At 54.1% G+C, this 21,467-nt stretch carries 25 protein-coding genes; 12 read left to right on the top strand and 13 right to left on the bottom strand.

Going from position 1 to position 21,467, the window contains the following annotated elements:
- Positions 1–68: 68 nt before the first annotated feature.
- Positions 69–998, top strand: a complete 930-nt coding sequence (gene punR / locus RT197_RS03910) for a DNA-binding transcriptional activator PunR (RefSeq protein ID WP_312947394.1) — start codon at positions 69–71, stop codon at positions 996–998.
- 1 nt (position 999) lies between these two features.
- Here the strand turns inward: punR and purR are convergent, their stop codons facing one another.
- Positions 1,000–2,025: an HTH-type transcriptional repressor PurR gene (gene purR, locus RT197_RS03905; RefSeq protein ID WP_312947393.1), complete on the bottom strand. Its 1,026-nt coding sequence runs from the start codon at positions 2,023–2,025 to the stop codon at positions 1,000–1,002.
- 297 nt (positions 2,026–2,322) lie between these two features.
- On the opposite strand from purR, the gene RT197_RS03900 reads away from it, so the two are divergent.
- The gene (locus tag RT197_RS03900) at positions 2,323–2,412 is read left to right on the top strand and encodes a YnhF family membrane protein (RefSeq protein ID WP_312947390.1); all 90 of its coding nucleotides are present in this window, start codon (positions 2,323–2,325) and stop codon (positions 2,410–2,412) included.
- A gap of 154 nt (positions 2,413–2,566) precedes the next feature.
- Positions 2,567–3,733: an MFS transporter gene (locus RT197_RS03895; RefSeq protein WP_312947389.1), complete on the top strand. Its 1,167-nt coding sequence runs from the start codon at positions 2,567–2,569 to the stop codon at positions 3,731–3,733.
- A gap of 43 nt (positions 3,734–3,776) precedes the next feature.
- Here RT197_RS03895 and sodB read toward each other — a convergent pair whose 3' ends face one another.
- Both sodB and RT197_RS03885 read right to left on the bottom strand, forming a co-directional pair.
- A complete protein-coding gene (sodB, locus tag RT197_RS03890) occupies positions 3,777–4,358 on the bottom strand; it encodes a superoxide dismutase [Fe] (protein ID WP_312947386.1) in 582 nt (193 codons plus the stop codon).
- A gap of 119 nt (positions 4,359–4,477) precedes the next feature.
- A complete protein-coding gene (locus tag RT197_RS03885; protein WP_312947383.1) occupies positions 4,478–5,290 on the bottom strand; it encodes a C40 family peptidase in 813 nt (270 codons plus the stop codon).
- Positions 5,291–5,631: 341 nt separating this feature from the next.
- On the opposite strand from RT197_RS03885, the gene RT197_RS03880 reads away from it, so the two are divergent.
- Entirely contained in the window at positions 5,632–5,979 is a 348-nt protein-coding gene (locus RT197_RS03880) for a Grx4 family monothiol glutaredoxin (RefSeq protein WP_312947381.1), read from the top strand.
- A gap of 42 nt (positions 5,980–6,021) precedes the next feature.
- Here RT197_RS03880 and rnt read toward each other — a convergent pair whose 3' ends face one another.
- The 4 genes from rnt to RT197_RS03860 all read right to left on the bottom strand — a co-directional run bounded on the left by rnt (position 6,022) and on the right by RT197_RS03860 (position 9,027).
- Positions 6,022–6,672 carry a ribonuclease T gene (gene rnt / locus RT197_RS03875; RefSeq protein ID WP_312947378.1) on the bottom strand — a complete coding sequence of 217 codons (651 nt, stop codon included), beginning with the start codon at positions 6,670–6,672 and terminating at the stop codon, positions 6,022–6,024.
- 105 nt (positions 6,673–6,777) lie between these two features.
- Positions 6,778–7,185, bottom strand: coding sequence for a lactoylglutathione lyase (gene gloA / locus RT197_RS03870; protein WP_312947375.1), 408 nt, complete (start codon positions 7,183–7,185; stop codon positions 6,778–6,780).
- Positions 7,186–7,277: 92 nt separating this feature from the next.
- Entirely contained in the window at positions 7,278–8,375 is a 1,098-nt protein-coding gene (locus RT197_RS03865) for an alkene reductase (RefSeq protein WP_312947373.1), read from the bottom strand.
- A 55-nt stretch (positions 8,376–8,430) separates the two neighbouring features.
- Positions 8,431–9,027: a TetR/AcrR family transcriptional regulator gene (locus RT197_RS03860; RefSeq protein ID WP_312947371.1), complete on the bottom strand. Its 597-nt coding sequence runs from the start codon at positions 9,025–9,027 to the stop codon at positions 8,431–8,433.
- 106 nt (positions 9,028–9,133) lie between these two features.
- On the opposite strand from RT197_RS03860, the gene RT197_RS03855 reads away from it, so the two are divergent.
- From RT197_RS03855 to sodC, 3 genes are all read left to right on the top strand, one after another.
- Positions 9,134–9,376 (top strand): DUF1289 domain-containing protein, encoded by a 243-nt coding sequence (locus RT197_RS03855; protein WP_312947584.1) that lies wholly within the window; start codon positions 9,134–9,136, stop codon positions 9,374–9,376.
- 48 nt (positions 9,377–9,424) lie between these two features.
- Positions 9,425–10,321, top strand: a complete 897-nt coding sequence (locus RT197_RS03850) for an aldo/keto reductase family oxidoreductase (protein WP_312947370.1) — start codon at positions 9,425–9,427, stop codon at positions 10,319–10,321.
- 81 nt (positions 10,322–10,402) lie between these two features.
- Positions 10,403–10,927, top strand: coding sequence for a superoxide dismutase [Cu-Zn] SodC (sodC, locus tag RT197_RS03845; RefSeq protein ID WP_312947368.1), 525 nt, complete (start codon positions 10,403–10,405; stop codon positions 10,925–10,927).
- Here sodC and RT197_RS03840 read toward each other — a convergent pair.
- Genes RT197_RS03840 through RT197_RS03830 form a run of 3 tightly spaced genes read right to left on the bottom strand, consistent with a single transcriptional unit; the run spans position 10,920 to position 14,060 of the window.
- Positions 10,920–12,929, bottom strand: coding sequence for an FUSC family protein (locus RT197_RS03840; RefSeq protein WP_312947366.1), 2,010 nt, complete (start codon positions 12,927–12,929; stop codon positions 10,920–10,922). The two genes, sodC and RT197_RS03840, sit on opposite strands and share 8 nt — an antisense overlap.
- A complete protein-coding gene (locus tag RT197_RS03835; protein WP_312947365.1) occupies positions 12,929–13,789 on the bottom strand; it encodes an HlyD family secretion protein in 861 nt (286 codons plus the stop codon). Before RT197_RS03835 ends, RT197_RS03840 begins: the two co-directional genes overlap by 1 nt.
- 4 nt (positions 13,790–13,793) lie before the next feature.
- Positions 13,794–14,060: a DUF1656 domain-containing protein gene (locus tag RT197_RS03830; protein WP_409529671.1), complete on the bottom strand. Its 267-nt coding sequence runs from the start codon at positions 14,058–14,060 to the stop codon at positions 13,794–13,796.
- A gap of 171 nt (positions 14,061–14,231) precedes the next feature.
- Here RT197_RS03830 and slyA point away from each other — a divergent pair, with 171 nt between their 5' ends.
- Positions 14,232–14,666 carry a transcriptional regulator SlyA gene (gene slyA / locus RT197_RS03825; RefSeq protein ID WP_312947361.1) on the top strand — a complete coding sequence of 145 codons (435 nt, stop codon included), beginning with the start codon at positions 14,232–14,234 and terminating at the stop codon, positions 14,664–14,666.
- Here the strand turns inward: slyA and RT197_RS03820 are convergent.
- Positions 14,641–16,053 carry a GGDEF domain-containing protein gene (locus tag RT197_RS03820; protein ID WP_312947360.1) on the bottom strand — a complete coding sequence of 471 codons (1,413 nt, stop codon included), beginning with the start codon at positions 16,051–16,053 and terminating at the stop codon, positions 14,641–14,643. The genes slyA and RT197_RS03820 overlap by 26 nt on opposite strands.
- A gap of 258 nt (positions 16,054–16,311) precedes the next feature.
- Entirely contained in the window at positions 16,312–16,779 is a 468-nt protein-coding gene (gene slyB / locus RT197_RS03815; protein WP_312947358.1) for an outer membrane lipoprotein SlyB, read from the bottom strand.
- 261 nt (positions 16,780–17,040) lie between these two features.
- Here slyB and anmK point away from each other — a divergent pair, with 261 nt between their 5' ends.
- The 4 genes from anmK to tyrS all read left to right on the top strand — a co-directional run bounded on the left by anmK (position 17,041) and on the right by tyrS (position 20,703).
- A complete protein-coding gene (gene anmK, locus RT197_RS03810) occupies positions 17,041–18,165 on the top strand; it encodes an anhydro-N-acetylmuramic acid kinase (protein ID WP_312947356.1) in 1,125 nt (374 codons plus the stop codon).
- Between the two features lie 94 nt (positions 18,166–18,259).
- Positions 18,260–18,583 (top strand): C-type lysozyme inhibitor, encoded by a 324-nt coding sequence (gene mliC, locus RT197_RS03805; RefSeq protein ID WP_312947353.1) that lies wholly within the window; start codon positions 18,260–18,262, stop codon positions 18,581–18,583.
- A 62-nt stretch (positions 18,584–18,645) separates the two neighbouring features.
- On the top strand, positions 18,646–19,302 hold the full coding sequence (gene pdxH / locus RT197_RS03800; protein ID WP_312947351.1) for a pyridoxamine 5'-phosphate oxidase: 657 nt from the start codon (positions 18,646–18,648) through the stop codon (positions 19,300–19,302).
- A 126-nt stretch (positions 19,303–19,428) separates the two neighbouring features.
- The gene (tyrS, locus tag RT197_RS03795; RefSeq protein WP_312947348.1) at positions 19,429–20,703 is read left to right on the top strand and encodes a tyrosine--tRNA ligase; all 1,275 of its coding nucleotides are present in this window, start codon (positions 19,429–19,431) and stop codon (positions 20,701–20,703) included.
- Between the two features lie 63 nt (positions 20,704–20,766).
- Here the strand turns inward: tyrS and gstA are convergent, their stop codons facing one another.
- Positions 20,767–21,369: a glutathione transferase GstA gene (gstA, locus tag RT197_RS03790; RefSeq protein WP_312947346.1), complete on the bottom strand. Its 603-nt coding sequence runs from the start codon at positions 21,367–21,369 to the stop codon at positions 20,767–20,769.
- Positions 21,370–21,467: the final 98 nt, after the last annotated feature.

The raw sequence follows: 21,467 nt of genomic DNA, 5'->3' as shown, positions 1-21,467 counted from the left end.
GGCAGTGCATTCCGGCTTGTGAAACGCTAATATTTGCGCGGTGACATCAAAAAATTTGCAGGCAGAAAATGTGGTCGGAATATTCCCTCGAAGTGATAGATGCGGTCGCACGCAACGGCAGTTTCAGCGCTGCTGCCCAGGAATTGCATCGTGTGCCTTCTGCGGTCAGCTATACCGTGCGGCAAATGGAGGAATGGCTGGGCGTTAGTCTCTTTGAGCGGCGGCACCGGGATGTGGAATTAACGCCTGCCGGGAGCTGGTTTTTGAAAGAAGGGCGGACTGTTATCAAAAAAATGCAGATCACCCGTCAGCAGTGCCAGCAAATCGCTCACGGCTGGCGCAGTCAGTTGCCGATTGCGGTGGATAATATTGTCCGCCCGGAGCGAACCCGGCAGATGATTGTCGATTTTTACCGTCACTTTCCCGACGTGGAGCTTATTGTCTTCCAGGAAGTGTTTAACGGTGTCTGGGATGCCCTCGCCGACGGGCGGGTGGAGCTGGCCATTGGCGCAACCCAGGCGATCCCGGTCGGCGGGCGCTACGCGTTTCGCGATATGGGAATGCTAAGCTGGCGCTGCGTGGTCGCCCACGATCATCCGCTGGCGAGTCTGCCGGGGCCGCTGAGCGATGATGAGTTGCGCAACTGGCCGTCGCTGGTACGTGAAGACACCTCGCGTTCGCTGCCCAAGCGCATTACCTGGCTACTGGATAATCAGAAACGGGTCGTGGTGCCGGACTGGGGATCGTCGGCAACCTGTATTTCCGCCGGACTGTGCGTGGCGATGGTGCCCGCGCATTTTGCCCGTCCGTGGATTGACAACGGAAAGTGGCGGGCGCTGGAACTTGAAAATCCTTTTCCTGATGCCGCCTGCTGCCTGACCTGGCAGCAAAGCGATATCTCACCTGCGCTGGCGTGGCTGCTGGAGTATCTGGGGGACAGTGAAACGCTGAACCGGGAATGGCTGCGGGAGCCGGACGCTGCGGCTCCCGATGAATAACTTAACGCCGATAGTCCACAAACGGGCCGTCGGCCACCGAGCGACGTTCGACCAGGCGCGGATGCACTTCAATGGACTTCGACTCGACGCGTTTATTAACGATACGATCCAGCAGCATATTAAACGCCGCTTCGCCGAGGGAATCCTTCGGCTGATGGATGGTGGTCAGCGCCGGAGTAAAAAACTCCGCGTTGCGCACGTTATCATAGCCAATGACTGAAATATCCTGCGGCACCCGCAGACCCATTTCATCAGCGGCGCACAGTGCGCCCATGGCCATAATATCACCGCCGCAAAAGACCGCCGTCGGGCGATGGGCCTGATTAAGGATCTGCTGCATCGCGTGGTAGCCGGATTCCGGTTCAAAATCACCCTGCACAATCCACGGCTGCGGAATAGTGATCTGCGCTTCTTCCATCGCCTTCAGGAAACCGCTCAGGCGACCTGCGCCGGTATTGCGCTCCAGGGCGCCGGGGATAATACCGATGTCCCGGTGCCCGCGTTCGATCAGGTAGCGCCCGGCCATGTAGCCGCCTTCAAATGCGTTATCAATGACCGAGTCGGTGAAGTCAGCTTTCGCCTCGCCCCAGTCCATTACCACCATTGGAATATGCCGGTACTCTTCGAGCATGGTCAGCAGGGGAGCCGGATATTCAGAACACATGACCAGCAGGCCATCGACGCGCTTTTGCGCCATCATCGACAGATAGGCCTGCTGTTTTTCAATATCGTTCCAGGCGTTACCGAGGATCAGGGTATAGCCTTTCTGGAAACAGCTTTTCTCGACCGCCTCAATAATTTCCGCAAAATAGGCGGCTTCGCTGCTGGTCGCCAGCAGGCCAATTGATTTAGTGTGGTTGACCTTCAGACTGCGGGCAACCGCACTCGGGGAATAGTGAAGTTCTTTTATCGCCGCCCATACCGCCTCACGAGTGTCTTCCGCTACAAAACGCGTTTTGTTAATAACATGTGATACGGTTGTAGTGGAAACGTTTGCGCGCTTCGCGACATCTTTAATTGTTGCCATTAAAATCTTACTCCAGACCCGATTACTGAACGCCTGCAAATAAAGGTAAACGTTTGCCTGCACACACCCCTGGCGCAAAATGTGATGATTGCAACAGGCCGGGAAAACGACACAGAACGTCAGGTGGGGGTCAATGGCTGGTACGCTTATAATTAAGCGTGGAATTTTGGCCGATTCTGAGCAAAAGGGAAAGCGAAAAAATGGCGATCAATCTAAATCAGGCAAGATTTTCACCGTCAGGTGTGTAAAAATGAACAAGCTCACTTTTCACAGGGTAATAACAAGGAGTAAAAATTGATGAGTACCGATCTTAAGTTTTCTCTGGTAACGACGATTATTGTTCTGGGTCTGATTGTTGCCAGCGGTCTGGTTGCTGCGCTGCATTGATTTTCCGGGGGAGGGCCACCTCCCTCGCTGATTGTTCTCTTTTCCGCAATACTCTTTTGCCATTTATGTAACTTCTGTTTTTTTGTGATTAATGTCATGCTTTTGACATCTTTTCGTCGTGCCGTTATTTCGACGGCTGAAACGGAGTCTGTGAATGAAAGTGAATTACCCCTTGCTGGCGCTCGCAATTGGGGCGTTTGGTATTGGCACCACCGAGTTTTCTCCGATGGGATTGCTGCCGACCATCGCCGAGGGCGTGGGCGTCTCTATACCTACCGCCGGAATGTTGATCAGCGCCTATGCCGTTGGCGTGATGGTGGGCGCGCCGGTGATGACGTTATTATTGTCACACCGAGCGCGGCGTAATGCGCTGATCTTCCTGATGGCCATCTTTACCCTCGGCAACGTGCTTTCTGCCATCGCGCCTGATTACACGACCCTGATGCTGTCGCGTATAGTCACCAGCCTTAACCACGGGGCGTTTTTTGGCCTTGGATCGGTGGTGGCGGCGAGCGTGGTGCCGAAGCATAAACAGGCCAGCGCGGTAGCGACCATGTTTATGGGGCTAACGATTGCCAATATTGGTGGCGTTCCGGCGGCGACGTGGCTGGGTGAAACCATCGGCTGGCGGATGTCATTTCTGGCGACGGCCGGATTAGGGGTGATCGCGATGCTCAGCCTGTGGTTCTCGCTGCCGAAAGGTGGGGCAGGCGAGCGGCCAAATGTGCGTCAGGAACTGTCAGTGCTGGTGCGCCCGCAGGTATTAAGCGCGCTGTTGACCACGGTGCTCGGCGCGGGCGCGATGTTTACGCTTTATACTTACATTGCGCCGGTACTGCACAGCATCGCCGACGCCACGCCCGCGTTTATTACCGTCATGCTGGTGCTGGTGGGAACGGGGTTTTCCATCGGCAATTATCTGGGGGGCAAATTTGCCGACCGCTCGGTGAGCGCAACGCTGAAAGGATTTTTGCTGTTGCTAATCGCGATTATGCTGGCGATCCCGTTGCTGGCGCGTAACGAATTCGGCGCGGCCGTCAGTATGCTGGTATGGGGCGCGGCAACCTTTGCCGTGGTTCCGCCCTTACAAATGCGGGTTATGCGGGTTGCCAGCGAAGCGCCGGGGCTGTCGTCATCGGTTAATATTGGCGCGTTCAACCTCGGTAATGCGCTGGGTGCAGTGGCCGGTGGGGCAGTCATTTCTGGTGGGTTGGGTTACGGCTTTGTCCCGGTGATGGGGGCGATTATTGCCGGTCTGGCCCTGCTGGTGGTGTTCTTCTCCGGCCGTCAGTCAGAGCGTGAAGCCTGCGCCAGTCGCTGATTACGCTCAGGCGCAGAAGGCGAAAACCTTCTGCGCCTGCCGGTTACGCCGCCAGATTCTGCGCGACGAAATCCCAGTTCACCAGCGCCCAGAAATGCTCCAGATAAACCGGGCGGGCATTGCGGTAATCAATGTAGTAGGCATGTTCCCAGACGTCCACGGTCAGTAACGGCGTGTCTGTGCTGGTCAACGGCGAACCGGCATTGGAGGTGGAAACGATAGCCAGGCTGCCGTCCGCTTTTTTCACCAGCCACGTCCAGCCCGCGCCAAAATTTTTAACTGCCGCCTCGGTAAACTGCTTTTTGAATTCGCTCACGCTGCCAAACGCTGCGTTAAGCGCGCTTGCCAGTTCTGCGCCAGGCTCGCCACCCGCGTTTGGTGCCAGGCAGTGCCAGTAGAACGTATGATTCCACACCTGGGCCGCGTTATTGAACACGCCGCCTTCCGCGCCGCAAACAATCTGCTCCAGCGTTTTGTTTTCCCACTCAGTGCCTTTGATGAGGTTATTGAGGTTGGTCACATAGGCCTGATGATGTTTGCCGTAATGATATTCCAGCGTCTCGGCAGAAATATGCGGTTCCAGCGCCTCTTTTGCATACGGTAATGCAGGTAATTCAAACGACATTGCATGACTCCCTTTTTATTTTGTTAACTTAATATCCACATATTAAGTATGGGTATATTAACAAAATAAAGCAGGAGGCAGAAGAGGGAAACCCTGCTGCGTTGGCAGCAGGGTTTTGATTAGCGGATATTTTTCGCTGTCATCACCCGGCGCGCGCCGACGTAATGACGAACCCAGTAGTCTTCGGTCAGCGAGGAGATTTGAATATCCTGACCGCTACGCGGTGACTGAATGAATTTGCCGTTACCCACGTACACGCCGACGTGATCGGCGGTGCCGCGTCCCTGGGTGCGGAAGAAAACTAAATCGCCGCTTTCCAGGCTGGTGCGCTCGACCGGAGCCGCATCACGCAGGTGATACATTTCATTGGCCGTGCGCGGGATGGGAATCTTTACCAAATCTTTATAGGCGTAGTAAACCAGACCGCTGCAATCAAAACCGGTGCGTGGAGAAGAACCGCCCCAGTGATAAGGTTTGCCAATCTGATTCATTAATTTCGACATGGCCGTTTTCTGCGCTTTTTGCATTCGGACCTTGTGAACTTCGCTTAATGCCAGCGGTTTGGCTGACGCATTCAGGCATTTCTTTTTATAGCCTTTGCGCACCGTACATTTTCCCGTCACGTTGACTGCGGCGGTTTTGGTTAATCGGGTTTTAGAGCGGCTGGTTTTACTGGCGGTGAGGGTGGTTTTACTTTTAGTTTTACTTTTGCTGCTGCTTTTACTGGTTTTTGTCGCTGGCTTACTGGTTGATTTGCTGGATTTTTTAGCGGAGGCCGTTTTCGTGTTTTTTGCCCCGGACGTCTTTGCCAGATGCGTTTTCTGCACGGCAGACGCTCTCGACTGTTCCGATGATAAGGCGAGTGGCGAAAAAGTGAGCGATGTAAACAGTAAAGCACAGAGCGTGATCGAAACTTTATTTATCCGCGCCACTGAGCATTCCCCTGATTCGGGCAGGCAAAGTAAGATGCCTGCGGGTGATGACAAAAATCCTGACGATTCTAATGCATAAAAAGCCTGAAAGTTAATAGTCTTTTTGCATCTAAAATAGCGATTCGTTAACGGGCGCAAAAAAAATCGTCATTTTGGCGGCTAAACGCTCACAGAGTGCGCGATAAATTTCTTTTATGAACAGGAAAAGCGTATTACCAGGGTGTCCTGGTGGCTAAGTCGATAAAATAATAGCGCGTGAATAAAATGTTATTTTCTGTCGCGGGCATGAAACGCTACAATGGAAGACTACTGCCGTAAAAGAAGTTTGAGGAAGCATGACAATGAGTACAACAATCGAAAAAATTCAGCGTCAAATCGCTGAAAATCCAATCCTGCTATACATGAAAGGCTCCCCGAAATTACCGAGCTGCGGTTTTTCCGCGCAGGCTGTTCAGGCACTTTCTGCCTGCGGCGAGCGTTTTGCCTACGTTGATATTCTGCAAAACCCGGACATTCGCGCCGAGCTGCCGCAGTATGCAAACTGGCCGACTTTCCCGCAGCTGTGGGTGGATGGCGAACTGGTTGGCGGCTGCGATATCATCATCGAAATGTATCAGCGCGGTGAACTTCAGTCGCTGATCAAAGAGACTGCGGCGAAGTACCCGGCCGAAGGCTCTCAGGCGCAGTAAGCCGCCACGGTAAAAAGCGACCCAACCGGGTCGCTTTTTTGATCATACCGGTTCCGGGGCCGTCGGTAGCGGCCAGCCGCCCAGCCGTTTCCAGCGGTTGACGATCTCGCAAAACAACAGCGCCGTTTGCTCGGTATCATAGAGTGCGGAGTGCGCCTGACTACTGTCAAAATTCAGTCCCGCCGCCGCACAGGCTTTCGACAAAACGGTTTGCCCCAACGCCAGTCCGCTTAGCGACGCGGTGTCAAAGGTCACAAACGGATGAAAGGGATTGCGCTTCAGCGACGCGCGTTCGGCTGCCGCCATCATAAAGCTGTGATCGAAAGTGGCATTGTGCGCCACCATAATCGCCCGGTTACAGCCCTGATCTTTAATTCCCTTGCGCACCGCTTTGAAAATGGCGTGCAGAGCGTCATATTCGCTGACCGCGCCACGCAGCGGATTACTGGGGTCGATACCGTTAAACGCCAGCGCTTCCGGCTGCAGATTTGCCCCTTCGAAAGGCTCTACGTGGAAATGCAGGGTAGTGTCCGGCATCAGCCAGCCTTGTTCGTCCATTTTCAGGGTAATGGCGGCGACTTCAAGCAGCGCATCGGTTCTGGCATTAAAACCTGCGGTCTCAACATCAATGACGACAGGGTAAAAACCACGAAAACGGTCGCACAGACCAGTCAGGTGAGCGTTATCGGACATCAGTATCTCTTATGCGAAAAAAGTAGCGCGCATTATGGCAAATTTTGCCTGGCGTTGCAGTAGCAGAAAGGAGAAAAGGGCGGGCCAGAACAGGCCCACCTGGGATTATGCGCCGAGACCTTTACCGGCATCTTTGGCTTCAATCAGCTCAATTTTGTAGCCATCAGGATCTTCAACGAAGGCAATCACCGTGGTGCCGCCTTTAACCGGACCGGCTTCACGCGTCACGTTGCCCCCGTTCTGGCGAATTTTTTCGCAGGCTTCGGCGGCATTATCCACGCTGAGCGCGATATGACCGTAAGCGGTTCCCAGATCGTAACGATCGGTGCCCCAGTTATAGGTCAGTTCGATGACCGCTTCTTCACTCTCAGGACCGTAGCCAACAAAAGCGAGAGAGTATTTGTATTCCGGGTTTTCACTGGTACGCAGCAGTGACATGCCCAGCACTTTTGTATAGAAATCGATGGAACGTTGCAGGTCGCCAACGCGCAGCATGGTATGAAGTAAGCGCATCTTATCCTCTCAAATTAAATGATTATCCTGACATTTCAAAAAGAAACGTTGTTTTAGTATAGCGGCGGATCCCCGCCGCTATCAATGAACGATTACAAAGTGGGATAATCGGTATAGCCTTCAGCGCCACCGCCATAGAAGCTTTCCGGGCGCTGCGGGTTGAGTTCTGCTTTGCGGGCCAGACGTTCAACCAGATCCGGGTTGGCAATGTAATCACGGCCAAAAGCCACCGCGTCAATCAGCCCTTTTTCGATCAGCGTTTCCGCTTTTTCCGGCGTGTAGGCACCCGCGCCAATAATCGCCCCGTCGAAGCGCTCGCGCACTTTCTGGCGGAAAGCGTCGCTGTAAGGTTCGCCGCCTGCCCAGTCCGGCTCGGACATGTGCAGATACGCGATGCCGCGCTTATTCAGCTCTTCGATCAGATACAGCGCATCGGCTTCTTCGTTCGGGCCGTTGTCCGTATTCTGGAACGTGCCGACCGGGGAGACGCGAATACCAATACGGTCGGCGCTCCACTCTTTACTGACTGCATCAATGACTTCGAGTACCAGACGGGCGCGATTTTCCACGCTGCCGCCGTACTGGTCAGTACGCTGGTTAGAAGACGGGGACAGGAACTGATGCAGCAGGTAGCCGTGTGCGGAGTGCAGCTCAACTAAATCAAAGCCCGCTTCGCGCGCGTTAGCGACCGCCTGACGGAAGTCATCAACAATACCCGGAATTTCGCTGGTTTCCAGCGCACGAGGCGTGGAGGTATCGACGCGAATGGCGTTGCCTTTTTCGTCACGCAGTGAGGTACGGGTGCCGGCATTCAGCGCAGACGGTGCAACCGGTGCCTGACCACCAGGCTGAATGCTGCTGTGAGAAATACGCCCGGTGTGCCACAGTTGCACGGCGATGCGGCCGTCTTCCGCGTGGACGCCTGCGGTAATTTTTTGCCAGGCGGCGATTTGCTCCGGGCTGTGCAGACCCGGCGCACCCGCGTAGCCTTTTGCCTGGGCGGAGATCTGGGTGGCTTCAGAGATAATCAGCCCGGAACTTGCGCGCTGACGATAGTATTCTGCCATCAGCGGCGTCGGGATATCACCCGGTTCAATGCTGCGCAGACGGGTGAGGGGAGCCATAAAGACACGATTTGGGACGGTAATTGCACCCACCTTCAGCGGGGAAAAAAGTTTTTCGGTTGTCATATTCACTCCTGAGTAGACCGGTCGTCTGGTAATAAATGAAATAAAAATGCCCGCATCAGTCGGGCACTGCAATAATCGTTGTGAGATGGGCAAAGGCGCTTTCCAGCGGCAGTGCGCTGCGCGACATTTTGGCCTGCAAATTAGCGCCCAGCCACAGGGAATACAGGACCTGCGCATGGGTTAACGCTTCGCCGCTAAAGGCCAGGCTTTTTTCTTCACGCCCTTTTTCCAGCGCCAGCGCCAGCCGGGAAATGATCATGCTGACACCCTGATTCATTTCGGCGCGCATATCTTCAGAAAGATCGCATACCTCAGCAGAGAGTTTTACCGTCAGACAACCGCTGATGGTGCCGTTCTGGCAAAACTGATCGATATTTTGCTGATACCAGTCAAGCAGACGCGTGCGGGCATCACGCTGCCCGGCCGAAAAGTGTACAGTCAGCGCCTGCTGATAGTTCTCATAATGCCGGTGAAGCATCGCCACGCCAAACGCTTCTTTAGAACGAAAATAGTGATAAAACGAGCCTTTCGGCACCTCTGCGGTTTTCAGCAGCTCACTTAATCCCATGCCGGTAAAACCGCGATGCATACAAAGCTGCTCGCCAATGGCAAGAATATGTTCGCGCGTTCCGTGTTCAGTATGTTTGTTCATGACGTCACTGTAATAGACCAGTCGGTCTAATGCAAGTGCCGATTTCAGGTTGCGCGTTCAGCTATCTGCGTCTTCAATAACAGTAACGATGGCTCACCGGGAGGCGATAGTGGCACAACAACTGGAATTTTTTCCGCTGCAAAGCCCTTGCCGTGGCATTTGTCAGACGGATGAGCGCGGGTATTGCCGTGGCTGTATGCGTAGCCGGGAAGAACGTTTTAACTGGGAGAATTTTAGCGATGCGCAAAAACAGGAGGTGTTGCGGCTGTGCCATCAGCGTCTGCTGCGTAAAATCCGCGCAAACAAAGCTCCCTCCGACGAAGAACCGCAACAACCCTCACTTTTTTAGCGCCGTAAGTGCGTATACTCAACGCAAATCTATGTTGAGGAAAACACAATGGTTCAGCGCATTACCCTCGCTCCACAGGGACCGGAATTCTCGCGTTTTGTTATGGGTTACTGGCGGTTGATGGACTGGAATATGTCCGCCCGCCAGTTGGTGAGCTTTATTGAAGAGCATCTCGATCTGGGCATTACCACCGTTGATCATGCCGATATTTACGGTGGCTACCAGTGCGAAGCTGCATTCGGTGAAGCCCTGAAACTTGCCCCGCATCTGCGCCAGCGGATGGAAATTGTCACCAAATGTGGTATTGCCACTACCGCCCGCGCCGAAAACGCGCTGGGACACTATATTACCGATCGCGACCATATTGTTCGCAGCGCAGAACAGTCGCTGACCCATCTGGCGACCGATTGTCTGGATCTGCTGTTAATCCATCGCCCCGATCCGCTGATGGACGCTGACGAAGTGGCTGAGGCTTTTCTGGCGCTGCATCACAGCGGTAAAGTGCGTCATTTTGGGGTGTCCAACTTTACGCCCCGTCAGTTTTCGCTTCTGCAATCGCGCCTGCCGTTTACGCTTGCCACCAATCAGGTCGAGATCTCGCCGGTCCATCAGCCGCTGCTGCTTGACGGTACGCTCGATCAACTCCAGCAACTGCGCATTCGCCCGATGGCCTGGTCGTGCCTGGGTGGCGGGCGTCTGTTCAACGATGTTTCCTTCCAGCCGCTGCGTGATGAACTGGCTCAGGTTGCGCAGGAACTGAACGCCGAAAGTATTGAGCAGGTGGTGTATGCCTGGATCCTGCGTCTGCCCGCGCAGCCTTTACCTATTATTGGTTCAGGCAAGATCGAGCGCGTGCGTTCGGCTATCGCCGCACAACATCTGCAACTCACCCGTCAGCAGTGGTTCCGCATTCGCAAAGCGGCACTGGGTTACGATGTGCCCTGACGCACGCTTTTAAGCGCTTTCCGGTGAAAGCGGTGTCCGTGGTTTACACTTATCGCGGACACTGAATTTATCGGAGGCAATATGAAGCGTTTTAATCTGGCACTTTTAGCGCTGGTGGTGTGTACCGGCGCGGCTCAGGCCGCAAGTGAAGATGTTGAAATGAATCTGGTCACCTCGCAGGGGATTGGCCAGTCGATTGGTCACGTCAAAATCAGCGAAACGGATAAAGGGCTGGAATTTGCGCCCGATCTTAAAGCGTTGCCGCCCGGCGAACGCGGTTTTCACGTCCACGCGATGGGCAGTTGTGAACCGGCCATGAAAGAGGGCAAACCGAGCGCGGCGGAAGCGGCGGGCGGGCACCTCGATCCGCATAAATCCGGTAAGCATGAAGGGCCGGAAGGTCACGGCCATACCGGCGATCTGCCGGTGCTGGTGGTCGATAAAGACGGCAACGCCAACAAAGCTGTGGTCGCGCCGCGTCTGAAAAAGCTGGATGAAGTAAAAGGTAAAGCGCTGATGATCCATGTCGGTGGCGACAACATGTCCGATAAACCAGAGCCGTTGGGCGGTGGCGGGGCACGCTTTGCCTGCGGTGTGATCAAGTAATGTCCGGGGCGGGTGCCTGCTCAAGCTGTGACAGAGAGCATTGCAGCCGCCAGACAATCGCCGCCAGCTCTCTGGCGGCAGGTTGATGATGCCGGGAAAGACTGTCGCAAATCCGCTGTAACTCTTTTAACGTTGCCGCCAGCGGTCGTTGCTGAACGCCGCGTTCGCTCATCACATTGCGTAAATGCGCAATACACACATCCCGCACGCGGGACAGCGGATCTGAACGCGTATCCCAGCCGCGAAGCTGCCACACCACATGACTACAATTCAGAAGCACCACTCCCCAGCGCAGCAGCCAGCGCCGCGCCAGCTCGTCCTGACTACTGCTAAGCTGGCTGATCCGGTGGTAAACCAGCGATTCAAATTCGTTTTCACTGTTTTGCGGATGCGAACTTAACTGGTCGATAAAGTGACGCCGTAACGCCTGAATATGCCGCCGTCCTTTGCGTGCATCCGAGACGGGGCGCAGAACGGCAAACGCCAGCCATGCGACCGCAACGCCGAGGATTTTGGCGATATTATCGTTGAGGAAATCGGCAAAATCATACGCTGGCGGATTGGTCACGGAGATGAACGAACCCATAAAAACAATCAGTTGCCCCCACAGGCCCGCCTGCCTGGGCTGAAGCAGTTTAAGCAGTTGCATGGTGGTCAGCAGCGGGAACAAAAATAGTAAAAATTGCCACAAATCGGTGATTTGCACCATCAGACCAAATTTCACCACAAAACTGAAAAGCGATAGCAGGATCAGCGTGCGCAGCAGCAGCGTGAGGGAATTGTGCGGTGAGGCCGCTATCGAATACAGCACGCAGCAGATTGCCGTCAGAGTGATCGCCGCCGAGCCGGAATCCCACTGGGTACTAATACTCCACGCGCCGACGGCCAGCAGCGCGCCAAAGGTGCGCAGCCCGTTCCACAGCGCCTCGGCGTGATCGGTATGACGCATCAGGGGCGGGCTGGCGGGAACGGCAAACTGCGTCACCGCCGACGCATTTTCCACTCTTTTTAGCCAGCGGCTGGTGCGCAAATAGATCAGGCAAAAATAACGCAGACGCTGCCAGAAAGCCTGGTGACGATAATCCAGCGGATCGTGAGGAGCCAGTGGCGCAATTACCCGCGCCACGGCGTAAAAATCGGCGTCAGGGCGAGCCAACGCCTGAATGAGATCCTTTAATACCTGGGCGATATTCTGCGGCGGTTGCGGCCAGTTAAGCAGCATCCGCCGCAGGCTGGAAATGATACTGGTCATCCGCAATTGCTGATGCAGAAGATAATTCGGCAGCGTGTTCTGCCGTCGAAAACGGTAATGGCTCCAGAATGCCTGAATGCGCAGCAGATTCATGGTCAGAATCTGGCGGATCACGCCTTCGTGCGCGGTACGCATGGCGTCTGTGGTCTCCGCCTGCCAGAGCAGCGAAGCGTGCTCCAGTAAGCGCCCGTGCATGTTTTTCAGGGCGCTGAGCAGGGCGCTGCCGTCAGAGGTGCTGGGCAGGATCATCATCATCATGCCCCCGCACAGTATCCCCAGAATGACTTCGCAAACCCTCGCCTGGGCAATAACCCATAATTCTGTGGCGTCCGTGAGGTTGATCACCGGGAAAGCGATGATCGCCGCCGTATAGCCCGCCAGTTGAAAGGCATAGGCTACGTTATTGTTAAAAAATGCACAGCTCCAGGTACAGAATGCGATCCACGCTGAAATGCTGAACAGGAACAGCCAGGGATCGACCAGCGTATGCCCGGCGATAATCAACGCCGCTGCCGCGCCCATCAGGCTTCCGGCGATACGCCCGAAGCTTTTACTGATCACTCCGCCCACCGTTGGAAAGCTCACCACGGCGGCTGAGGTCATCGCCCAGTAAGGCTCATCGAGATTGAGATAATAGGCGATGCTCAGCGCCAGGCACATGGCAATGCCATTGCGTAACGCATAGCGCCACTGCGCGCGCGACGCCTTAAACCAGGGCAGCATCTGCCATGATAATGAAGGAAAGGTCATTAGCGTTCGCCAATCGCCACGCTACAGGTGGTGCCGGACACCAGCGTTAACCCCGCCGGGAGATGATCGAATTCAATGCGTACCGGCACGCGCTGGGCCAGCCGGACCCAGGGAATGTTGGGCTTAATATCGGCAACCAGACCGCTGCCGCTTTCAAGGCTCTGGTCATAGATAGCGCGACCAATACTGGAAACGTGACCCTGTAACGTCTGATCGCTGCTGTACAGAATGATTTTCGCCGTCTGGCCTGGCTGAATGTGCCGGAGTTTGGTTTCCTCGAAGTAGCCGATGACATAGAAAGAGTGGCTGTCCACCAGCGCGAAAAGCGGCTGCCCGGCGGTGGCATAATTGCCGATGCGGGTGGAAAGATTGGTGATCCAGCCGTCAACCGGCGCTTTTACCGTGGTCTGCTCAAGCTGCCACCGGGCGTGATCCAACGTGGCCTGCGCCACCGCGACGCTGGCTTTCATGGCGTCAACATTCATATTGGCACTGTCGAGATCTTCGGCAGAAATATAACTTTGCGGCAAATTACGGCGACGACCCGCCTCGTGGCTGGCTTTTGCGGCGTCCGCCCGCGCTTTTGCCAGCTGCGCCTCGGCATTGAGCACCGCAATGCGCCACGGAGTTTCATCCAGGCGCAATAGCACGTCGCCCGCTTTCACAAACTGGTTATCCACGACGTTGAGCGTCTGAACGGTGCCGGAAACCTGCGGCGTAATGCTGACCTGCTCGGCGCGAATTTTGCCATCGCGAGTCCACGGCGACTGCATGTAAAAATTCCACATCGCCCAAATTGCGACCACCGCCACAGCGACCACCAGCAGGGTGGAGAAATATTTTAATTTCTTTAAAGACATAGTGTTACCATGAAACGAGGATAGCCAGCGCCAGACACACTGAAAGCGCAAACAGGGAGAGATCCATCAGCATCGGATGCCAGATGTCGCCTGCGTACATCCAGTCACGCAACTGGCGATGGACGACCAGCCAGATTAAAAAACCCAGCGCCATGGCTTTAAACAGCGGGGGAAAGTAGATGGATGCACCAGCCACCAGATCCTCCAGGAGTAATCCTGAAGCATTGAATATCAACTCCACGAGCAGAAATCCTTTGCGGTAAATGAACATTGACTCGTTAGCATCAACGCACCTTGCAAACGGCAGGCCGATTATACTGAGTGTAAATCATTGCAATTCCCTGAGCGAATGCGGCAATGCATTTGTTTTGGGAATACAAATGCTGCACACTATTCTAAAATCAGTATAATAACTTAGCAAGCTAATTATAAGGAGAGGAAATTGGAATCGCCATTAGGATCTGACCTGGCACGTTTAGTGCGAATCTGGCGTGCTCTGATTGACCATCGCCTGAAGCCTCTGGAGCTAACGCAGACACACTGGGTAACGCTGCACAATATTCATCAGCTACCTCCCGAACAGTCGCAGATCCAGCTGGCAAAAGCGATAGGCATTGAGCAACCCTCCCTGGTGCGTACACTCGACCAACTGGAGGAGAAAGGGCTGATTTCTCGCCAGACCTGTGCCAACGACCGCCGGGCAAAGCGTATCAAGCTCACTGAAAAGGCCGAGCCGCTGATCGCGCAAATGGAAGATGTCATCAGTGAAACGCGGGGAGAAATCCTTTCTGGCTTCTCCCCGGAGGAGATGGACGCACTGATCGACATGATCCGTCGACTTGAGCAAAATATTATTGAGCTTCAGGCGAAAGGTTAATGGCGGAGCCTTGCGACGGGCGAGGCTCCTCCCATACCACCACGCGATTGCGCCCGGTCTGTTTGGCCTGATACATGGCTTTATCAGCCCGTTCAACGCAGGCTTCTGCCGTCAGCGCGTCGCTGGTGGCGGTATACACCCCCATTGAAATAGTGATCGCTTCCGGCAACTGTTGCTGGCTGGATGCTGCATCGTGTTGGGCGATAGTCTGACGAATGCGTTCAGCCACAATTAACGCATTCTGCGCCGGGGTGTTCACCAGCAGCAGGGCGAACTCTTCGCCCCCAATCCGTGCCGCAATATCATCAATGTGCACGGCATCCTGCAGGACAGTCGCCACAAACTGAATCACCTTATCTCCCTGCAAATGGCCATAGGTATCGTTAATACGCTTAAAGCGGTCCAGATCGCTGACGATGACAGAAACCGGCTGCATCGGCGAGGCCACCGCAAGATTTTTCACCAGCGTGTCGTAAAAGTAGCTGCGGTTATGCAGGCGCGTCAGCGGATCGCGGATGGCGTTCTGATAAGAGTCCAGATACTTATTTTGTGAATCCTGATACAGATGAAAAATGTCATACAGCAGGGTGAAAATAATAAACAGCGTAGAACTGGTTTCGAAAAAGCGTGCCTGATACCAGGCAAGGCCGTCACTATTATGATCCGAAAGAAGAAATATCATCGTCAGGATATAACAGGTACAAAAAAATGCACCGCTGAACCAGAAGGTGCTGCATAAGCGGGTGACGCGCAGCAATAGCACCAGCGTCAGACTCCAGGTGGCGATTAATACCCAGCTAAAAAAATCATTCCAGAGCGGGGTGAAAGTGTGGGTTTCATTATCTACCAGCGATACGCTTAAAATTGGGTTATAGCTGGAATATAAATATGCCAGAAGTAGCATCAGTAATGTAAACGTTATAATCCCGCTAAGAATAAACGTATGGAATAACGCGCCGCGCGCGGCCCATTTGGGCTGCCGGAAAAGAACGATGGAGACGATGAATAACACCGCCATCATAATATTGCGAAAGGTAAAAAAGATAATTGCGTCATTATAATTAACGAGGGCGGTCGTGTGGCACAGAAACCAGTCGGGAAAACTGCTGAGCGTACCAAGCATCATGACCGCCGAACCGGTGAAGGCACAGGCTATCGCCATTAAATAGAGATGTTGTTTATCGCACAGATATTTCATCACCATAAACCCGGCAACCATGATGTGAAATATCAGCAGAAAAATGGTCATTGCGGGAAAAAGCAGCGGCGGCAGATCTTGTCCGGCATGGATCATCGATTTGAAGGCCAGCTCCAGCAGGGTAATCACAATAAAACAAATAGCAAAGAAAAGAAAATAGCGCTGTAAGCCGTATTTTTTGTCAGTCATAGAGGAGATTCCTTTTGCTCAATGAAGCACCTGACGGCGTTTCTGTCCATAAATCAGGCATCTGGCCTGTTTATTAACTATCCTATAACTTATAAATAACGGGAATATTGCGCGCAAGCAAAGAAATACCGGGAAACGGAAAATTAATACATTCGTATTATAAATATTATTAAAATAATTGATGTGTTTTCTGAATGTGGGAAAGGGGATTCAGGTCAAACAGGTGCGTGATGATGGCTCATCACGCACGCAGGTTGATTAGCGAGGGGAGACGGTAATCTGGCTGCCGTTGCTGGCCATTGCCACACGCTGACCCGCAGCGAACCGGGAATCACCCTGTTTCTGCACCACCATGATGGTATTACCGTCATCCTTACGGATTTCCAGCTCAACGCCCTGGGTTTTGTTCATTGAACCCTGAACGCCCTGGCCTGCAACGCCACCAGCTACGGCACCGGCTGCGGTGGCCAGTGAACGGCCTGCGCCACCCCCGATGGTATTACCCAGGAATCCACCCAGTACCGCGCCACCGATAGCACCGATCGCGTTAGATTCGTTACCACCCTGAATTTGCACAGGACGGACATGAACGATAGTACCGTAGGAGACATTCTGTACCTGCTTGGCCTCCGACGCTGTGTAAACATCGCCCGACAGGCCGCTATTACTGACACAGCCCGCAAGAGTAAAACCGATCATCGAAACGGCTAACACACGTAAAATCATTTATGAATCTCCTGTTCACCAAGAAAGCTCAGGCGAGCATCCGTCTGGGATCAATTATATGCGTTTCAGCGCGACAGATCATTTGCTGCGGTAAAACTTTAGTAAAAATAATAATCTGCTTTTCATGAACATTGCCTCAACGAAGCGAATATGCCGCTTTACAGCCTGCAAATATTGGTAAAAATGATTAATGCATCATAGCATTAGCGTTCAGTTTATGATGGAGTGAAGTCCTTCAGTCCGGCAAATTAAGGAAGACGTATGATATCGGGTCGCTATATTGGCGTTATGTCAGGGACCAGCCTTGATGGTGTGGATGTGGTGCTTGCCACGATCGATGAGCATATGGTGGCGCAGCAGGCGAGCCTGACCTGGCCGATGCCCATAGCGCTGAAAGAGGCGATTCTGGCGGTCTGCCAGGGGCAGCAGCTCACGCTTTCACAGTTTGGTCGGCTTGATACCCGTCTGGGTATCCTGTTTGCCGACGCGGTGCAGGCCCTGATGACCCGTGAAGGACTACGCCCGGAAGATGTGGTGGCCATTGGCTGTCATGGGCAAACCGTCTGGCACGAACCGGTGGGGGATGCGCCGCATACCCTACAAATCGGGGATAACAATCACATCGTCGCCCGCACCGGTGTGACCGTGGTCGGTGATTTTCGCCGCCGCGATATCGCCCTCGGCGGTCAGGGCGCGCCGCTGGTTCCGGCGTTTCACCATGCGCTGCTGGCGCATCCCACCGAGCGGCGGATGGTGCTGAATATTGGCGGCATTGCCAATCTGTCGCTGTTAATCCCCGGCAGAGCGGTGGGGGGGTACGATACCGGGCCGGGAAATATGCTGATGGACGCGTGGATTTGGCGTCACCAGCAAAAACCCTACGACCAGGACGCGCAATGGGCCAGCGAAGGGAAAGTCATCATTCCGCTGTTGCAGGATATGCTCAGCGATCCTTACTTCTCCGCGCCTGCGCCCAAAAGCACCGGCAGAGAATATTTCAATTTTGGCTGGCTTCAGTCGCTGCTGACGCGCTATCCGGGGCTGAGTGCGGTAGACGTGCAGGCGACGCTTGCGGAACTCACGTCGGTCACTATTAGCGAGCAGGTTTTGCTAAGCGGTGGCTGCGATCGACTGCTGGTTTGCGGCGGCGGTAGCCGTAATCCGCTGCTAATGGCGCGTCTTGCCGGGCTGTTACCCGGCACCGAAGTGTCCACCACTGACGAGGCCGGCATTTCCGGCGATGATATGGAAGCGCTGGCGTTTGCCTGGCTGGCATGGCGCACGATTGCCGGACAGCCGGGAAATTTACCCTCGGTCACCGGGGCTTCAGAGGCCAGCGTTCTGGGCGCTATTTTTCCGGCAAACCCGAGGCAAAATCGGAGTTAACCGAATTCCCGCCACCCGTTCTGTCATTAGACTGTCCGCATCAGGGAGGATGCATTTATCCTCCCGCATCCTGAATGTCTGAAGGAAAAGTCTGATGAAAAAAATAGCTCTCGCCGTCCTCCCTTTCATGCTGGCAGGGTGCAGTTATTACGGACAAATGGTTGAGCGGATGCACACCGATACGCTGGAATATCAGTGTGATGAAAAACCGCTGACCGTTCAGCTTAATAATACGCGCCAGGAAGTTCACTTTATCTATGATGATAAACCGCTGACGCTGAAACAGGGCTTATCCGCTTCCGGTACGCGTTATACCGATGGTATCTGGGTTTTCTGGTCGAAGGATGACGGTGCCACGGTCTACAATCGGGATCGTATCGTACTGAATAACTGTCAGTTAGCCACCGCCCAACGTTGAGATTTAACCCGGCGCAGCGCACAATAGCCTGACATGATGACTTTTTCGTTCAGGTTGACGCTATGCCAGATAACGACGATTTACAGCACATCGCGCATTTGCGCCGTGAATATACCCGGGGCGGCCTGCGCCGCCACGATCTTCCTGCCGAACCGCTCGCCCTGTTTGAGCGCTGGCTTGCCCAGGCCTGCGAAGCCCGTCTTGCCGACCCTACGGCCATGGTGGTTGCCACCGTTGATGAACAGGGACAGCCTTATCAGCGCATCGTCCTGCTCAAGCATTACGATGAAAAAGGGCTGGTCTTTTATACCAACCTTGGCAGCCGCAAGGCGCACCAGTTAGAAAATAATCCGCGTATCAGCCTGCTTTTTCCGTGGCATATGCTTGAGCGTCAGGTAATGGTCATCGGCCAGGCTGAGCGTCTTTCTACTCTGGAAGTGGTGAAATATTTCCACAGCCGCCCGCGTGACAGCCAGATTGGTGCCTGGGTGTCAAAACAGTCCAGCCGTATCTCCGCGCGCGGTATTCTGGAAAGCAAATTCCTCGAACTGAAACAGAAATTCCAGCAGGGTGAAGTTCCTCTGCCGAGCTTCTGGGGCGGTTTCCGCGTGCGCTTTGATCAAATGGAATTCTGGCAGGGTGGTGAACATCGCCTGCATGACCGTTTTTTATACCAGCGTGATGGAAATGAGTGGAAAATAGATCGTCTCGCGCCGTAATGATGGCAAAATGTTGTTTTATGTTCTGGTACAACTGATTGCGGCGCTTTATTCTATATTTCCTTCGCATCAGGCGAAGAGTCGTGTACCGGCAAAGGTACAGTCGTTTTATACATGGAGATTTTGATGGCAAGCAGTAACTTGATTAAACAATTGCAAGAGCGGGGGCTGGTAGCCCAGGTAACGGACGAAGAAGCGTTAGCAGAGCGACTGGCGCAAGGGCCAATTGCACTCTATTGCGGTTTCGATCCCACCGCTGATAGCTTGCATTTGGGGCATCTTGTTCCTTTGTTATGCCTGAAACGCTTCCAGCAAGCCGGGCATAAACCGGTCGCCCTGGTCGGTGGCGCAACGGGTCTGATTGGCGATCCCAGCTTCAAAGCGACCGAGCGTAAGTTGAATACCGAAGATACGGTGCAGGAGTGGGTAGAAAAAATCCGCCGCCAGGTTGCGCCGTTCCTTGATTTCGACGGCGGTGAAAACGCCGCTATTGCCGCCAACAACTATGACTGGTTTAGCGGCATGAACGTGCTGACGTTCCTGCGCGACATTGGTAAGCACTTCTCTGTTAATCAGATGATCAACAAAGAAGCGGTTAAGCAGCGCCTGAATCGTGATGACGTGGGTATCTCTTTCACCGAGTTTTCCTACAATTTACTTCAGGGCTATGACTTCGCCTGCCTGAACAAACTGCACGGCGTGACGCTGCAAATCGGCGGCTCCGACCAGTGGGGCAACATCACTTCGGGTATCGATTTGACCCGTCGCCTGCACCAAAACCAGGTCTTTGGCCTGACCGTGCCGCTGATCACCAAAGCGGACGGGACTAAATTCGGTAAAACCGAAGGCGGCGCGGTGTGGCTCGATCCGAAGAAAACCAGCCCGTACAAATTCTACCAGTTCTGGATCAACACCGCCGACGCCGACGTTTACCGCTTCCTGAAGTTCTTCACCTTTATGGAGCTTGAAGAGATCAACGCCCTGGAAGAAGAAGACAAAAACAGCGGTAAGGCACCGCGCGCGCAGTACGTGCTGGCTGAATTAGTCACACGTCTGGTACACGGTGAAGAAGGTCTCACGGCGGCAAAACGCATTACTGAAAGCCTGTTCAACGGTACGCTAAGCGCGCTGAGCGAAGCGGACTTCGAGCAACTGGCGCAGGATGGCGTGCCGATGGTTGAAATGGAGAAGGGCGCGGATCTGATGCAGGCGCTGGTGGACTCTGAACTTCAGCCTTCACGTGGACAGGCGCGTAAGACCATTGCGTCTAATGCGGTTACGGTCAACGGTGAAAAACAGGCTGACCCGGAATACACCTTTGCCGACAGCGATCGCCTGTTCGGGCGTTATACGCTGCTGCGTCGCGGTAAGAAAAACTACTGCCTCGTTTGCTGGAAGTAAGCCGTAAACGGCATAAAAAAGCGCGGGAAACCGCGCTTTTTTTATTGCTAAAAACGCATCGTCTTACAGACCTTCCGCTGCCAGCGCCGCTGCTACCGCAGGACGGGCCGCGACCCGCTCCATGTAAGCCTGAATATGATTTAAGCCGCTCATCTCCAGTTTTACCGCCCGCGCCCAGCGCAGCACGGTAAACAGATACGCGTCGGCGATCGTAAAGCGCGTTCCGCCGATCCACGGCTTGTCACCCAATGCCTCGTCCACAAAGCGCAGCTTTTTCTCCAGCAGAGCGCGCACCGTCGGTTTATAGTCCTCCGGGGTATCCGGGCGAAACAGCGGGGTAAACCCTTTGTGCAGTTCGGTAGCAACATAATTGAGCCACTCCAGTGCCCGGTAACGCGCCATGCTGCCCGGCGAAGCGAGAAGCTGTCGGTCCGCGACGCTATCGGCAATAAACTGCATAATCGCCACCCCTTCGGTCAGGATGGCATTGTCATCCAGCAGCAGCGTTGGTACCTGGCCCTTCGGATTCATATTTAAAAAGTCATCGCCATTTTCCAGCCGCTTGTTCGCCAGATCGACTTTCTCCAGCGTAAAGTCGAGACCGCTTTCGCGCAAAATAATGTGCGACGCGAGGGAACAGGCACCGGGTTTATAATATAGCTTCATCGGTCAAACTCCTTAAGGGCAACGGGATGCGTAGCTATATGGTAGGGCGACTTTGGATAAAAAAAAAGCCGCTAACAGGTTAGCGGCTTCTCTTTATG

It is taken from the genome of Superficieibacter sp., from assembly GCF_032071645.1.
Classification (GTDB): Bacteria; Pseudomonadota; Gammaproteobacteria; order Enterobacterales; family Enterobacteriaceae; genus Superficieibacter.
This window is presented reverse-complemented; position numbering and strand designations above follow the sequence as displayed.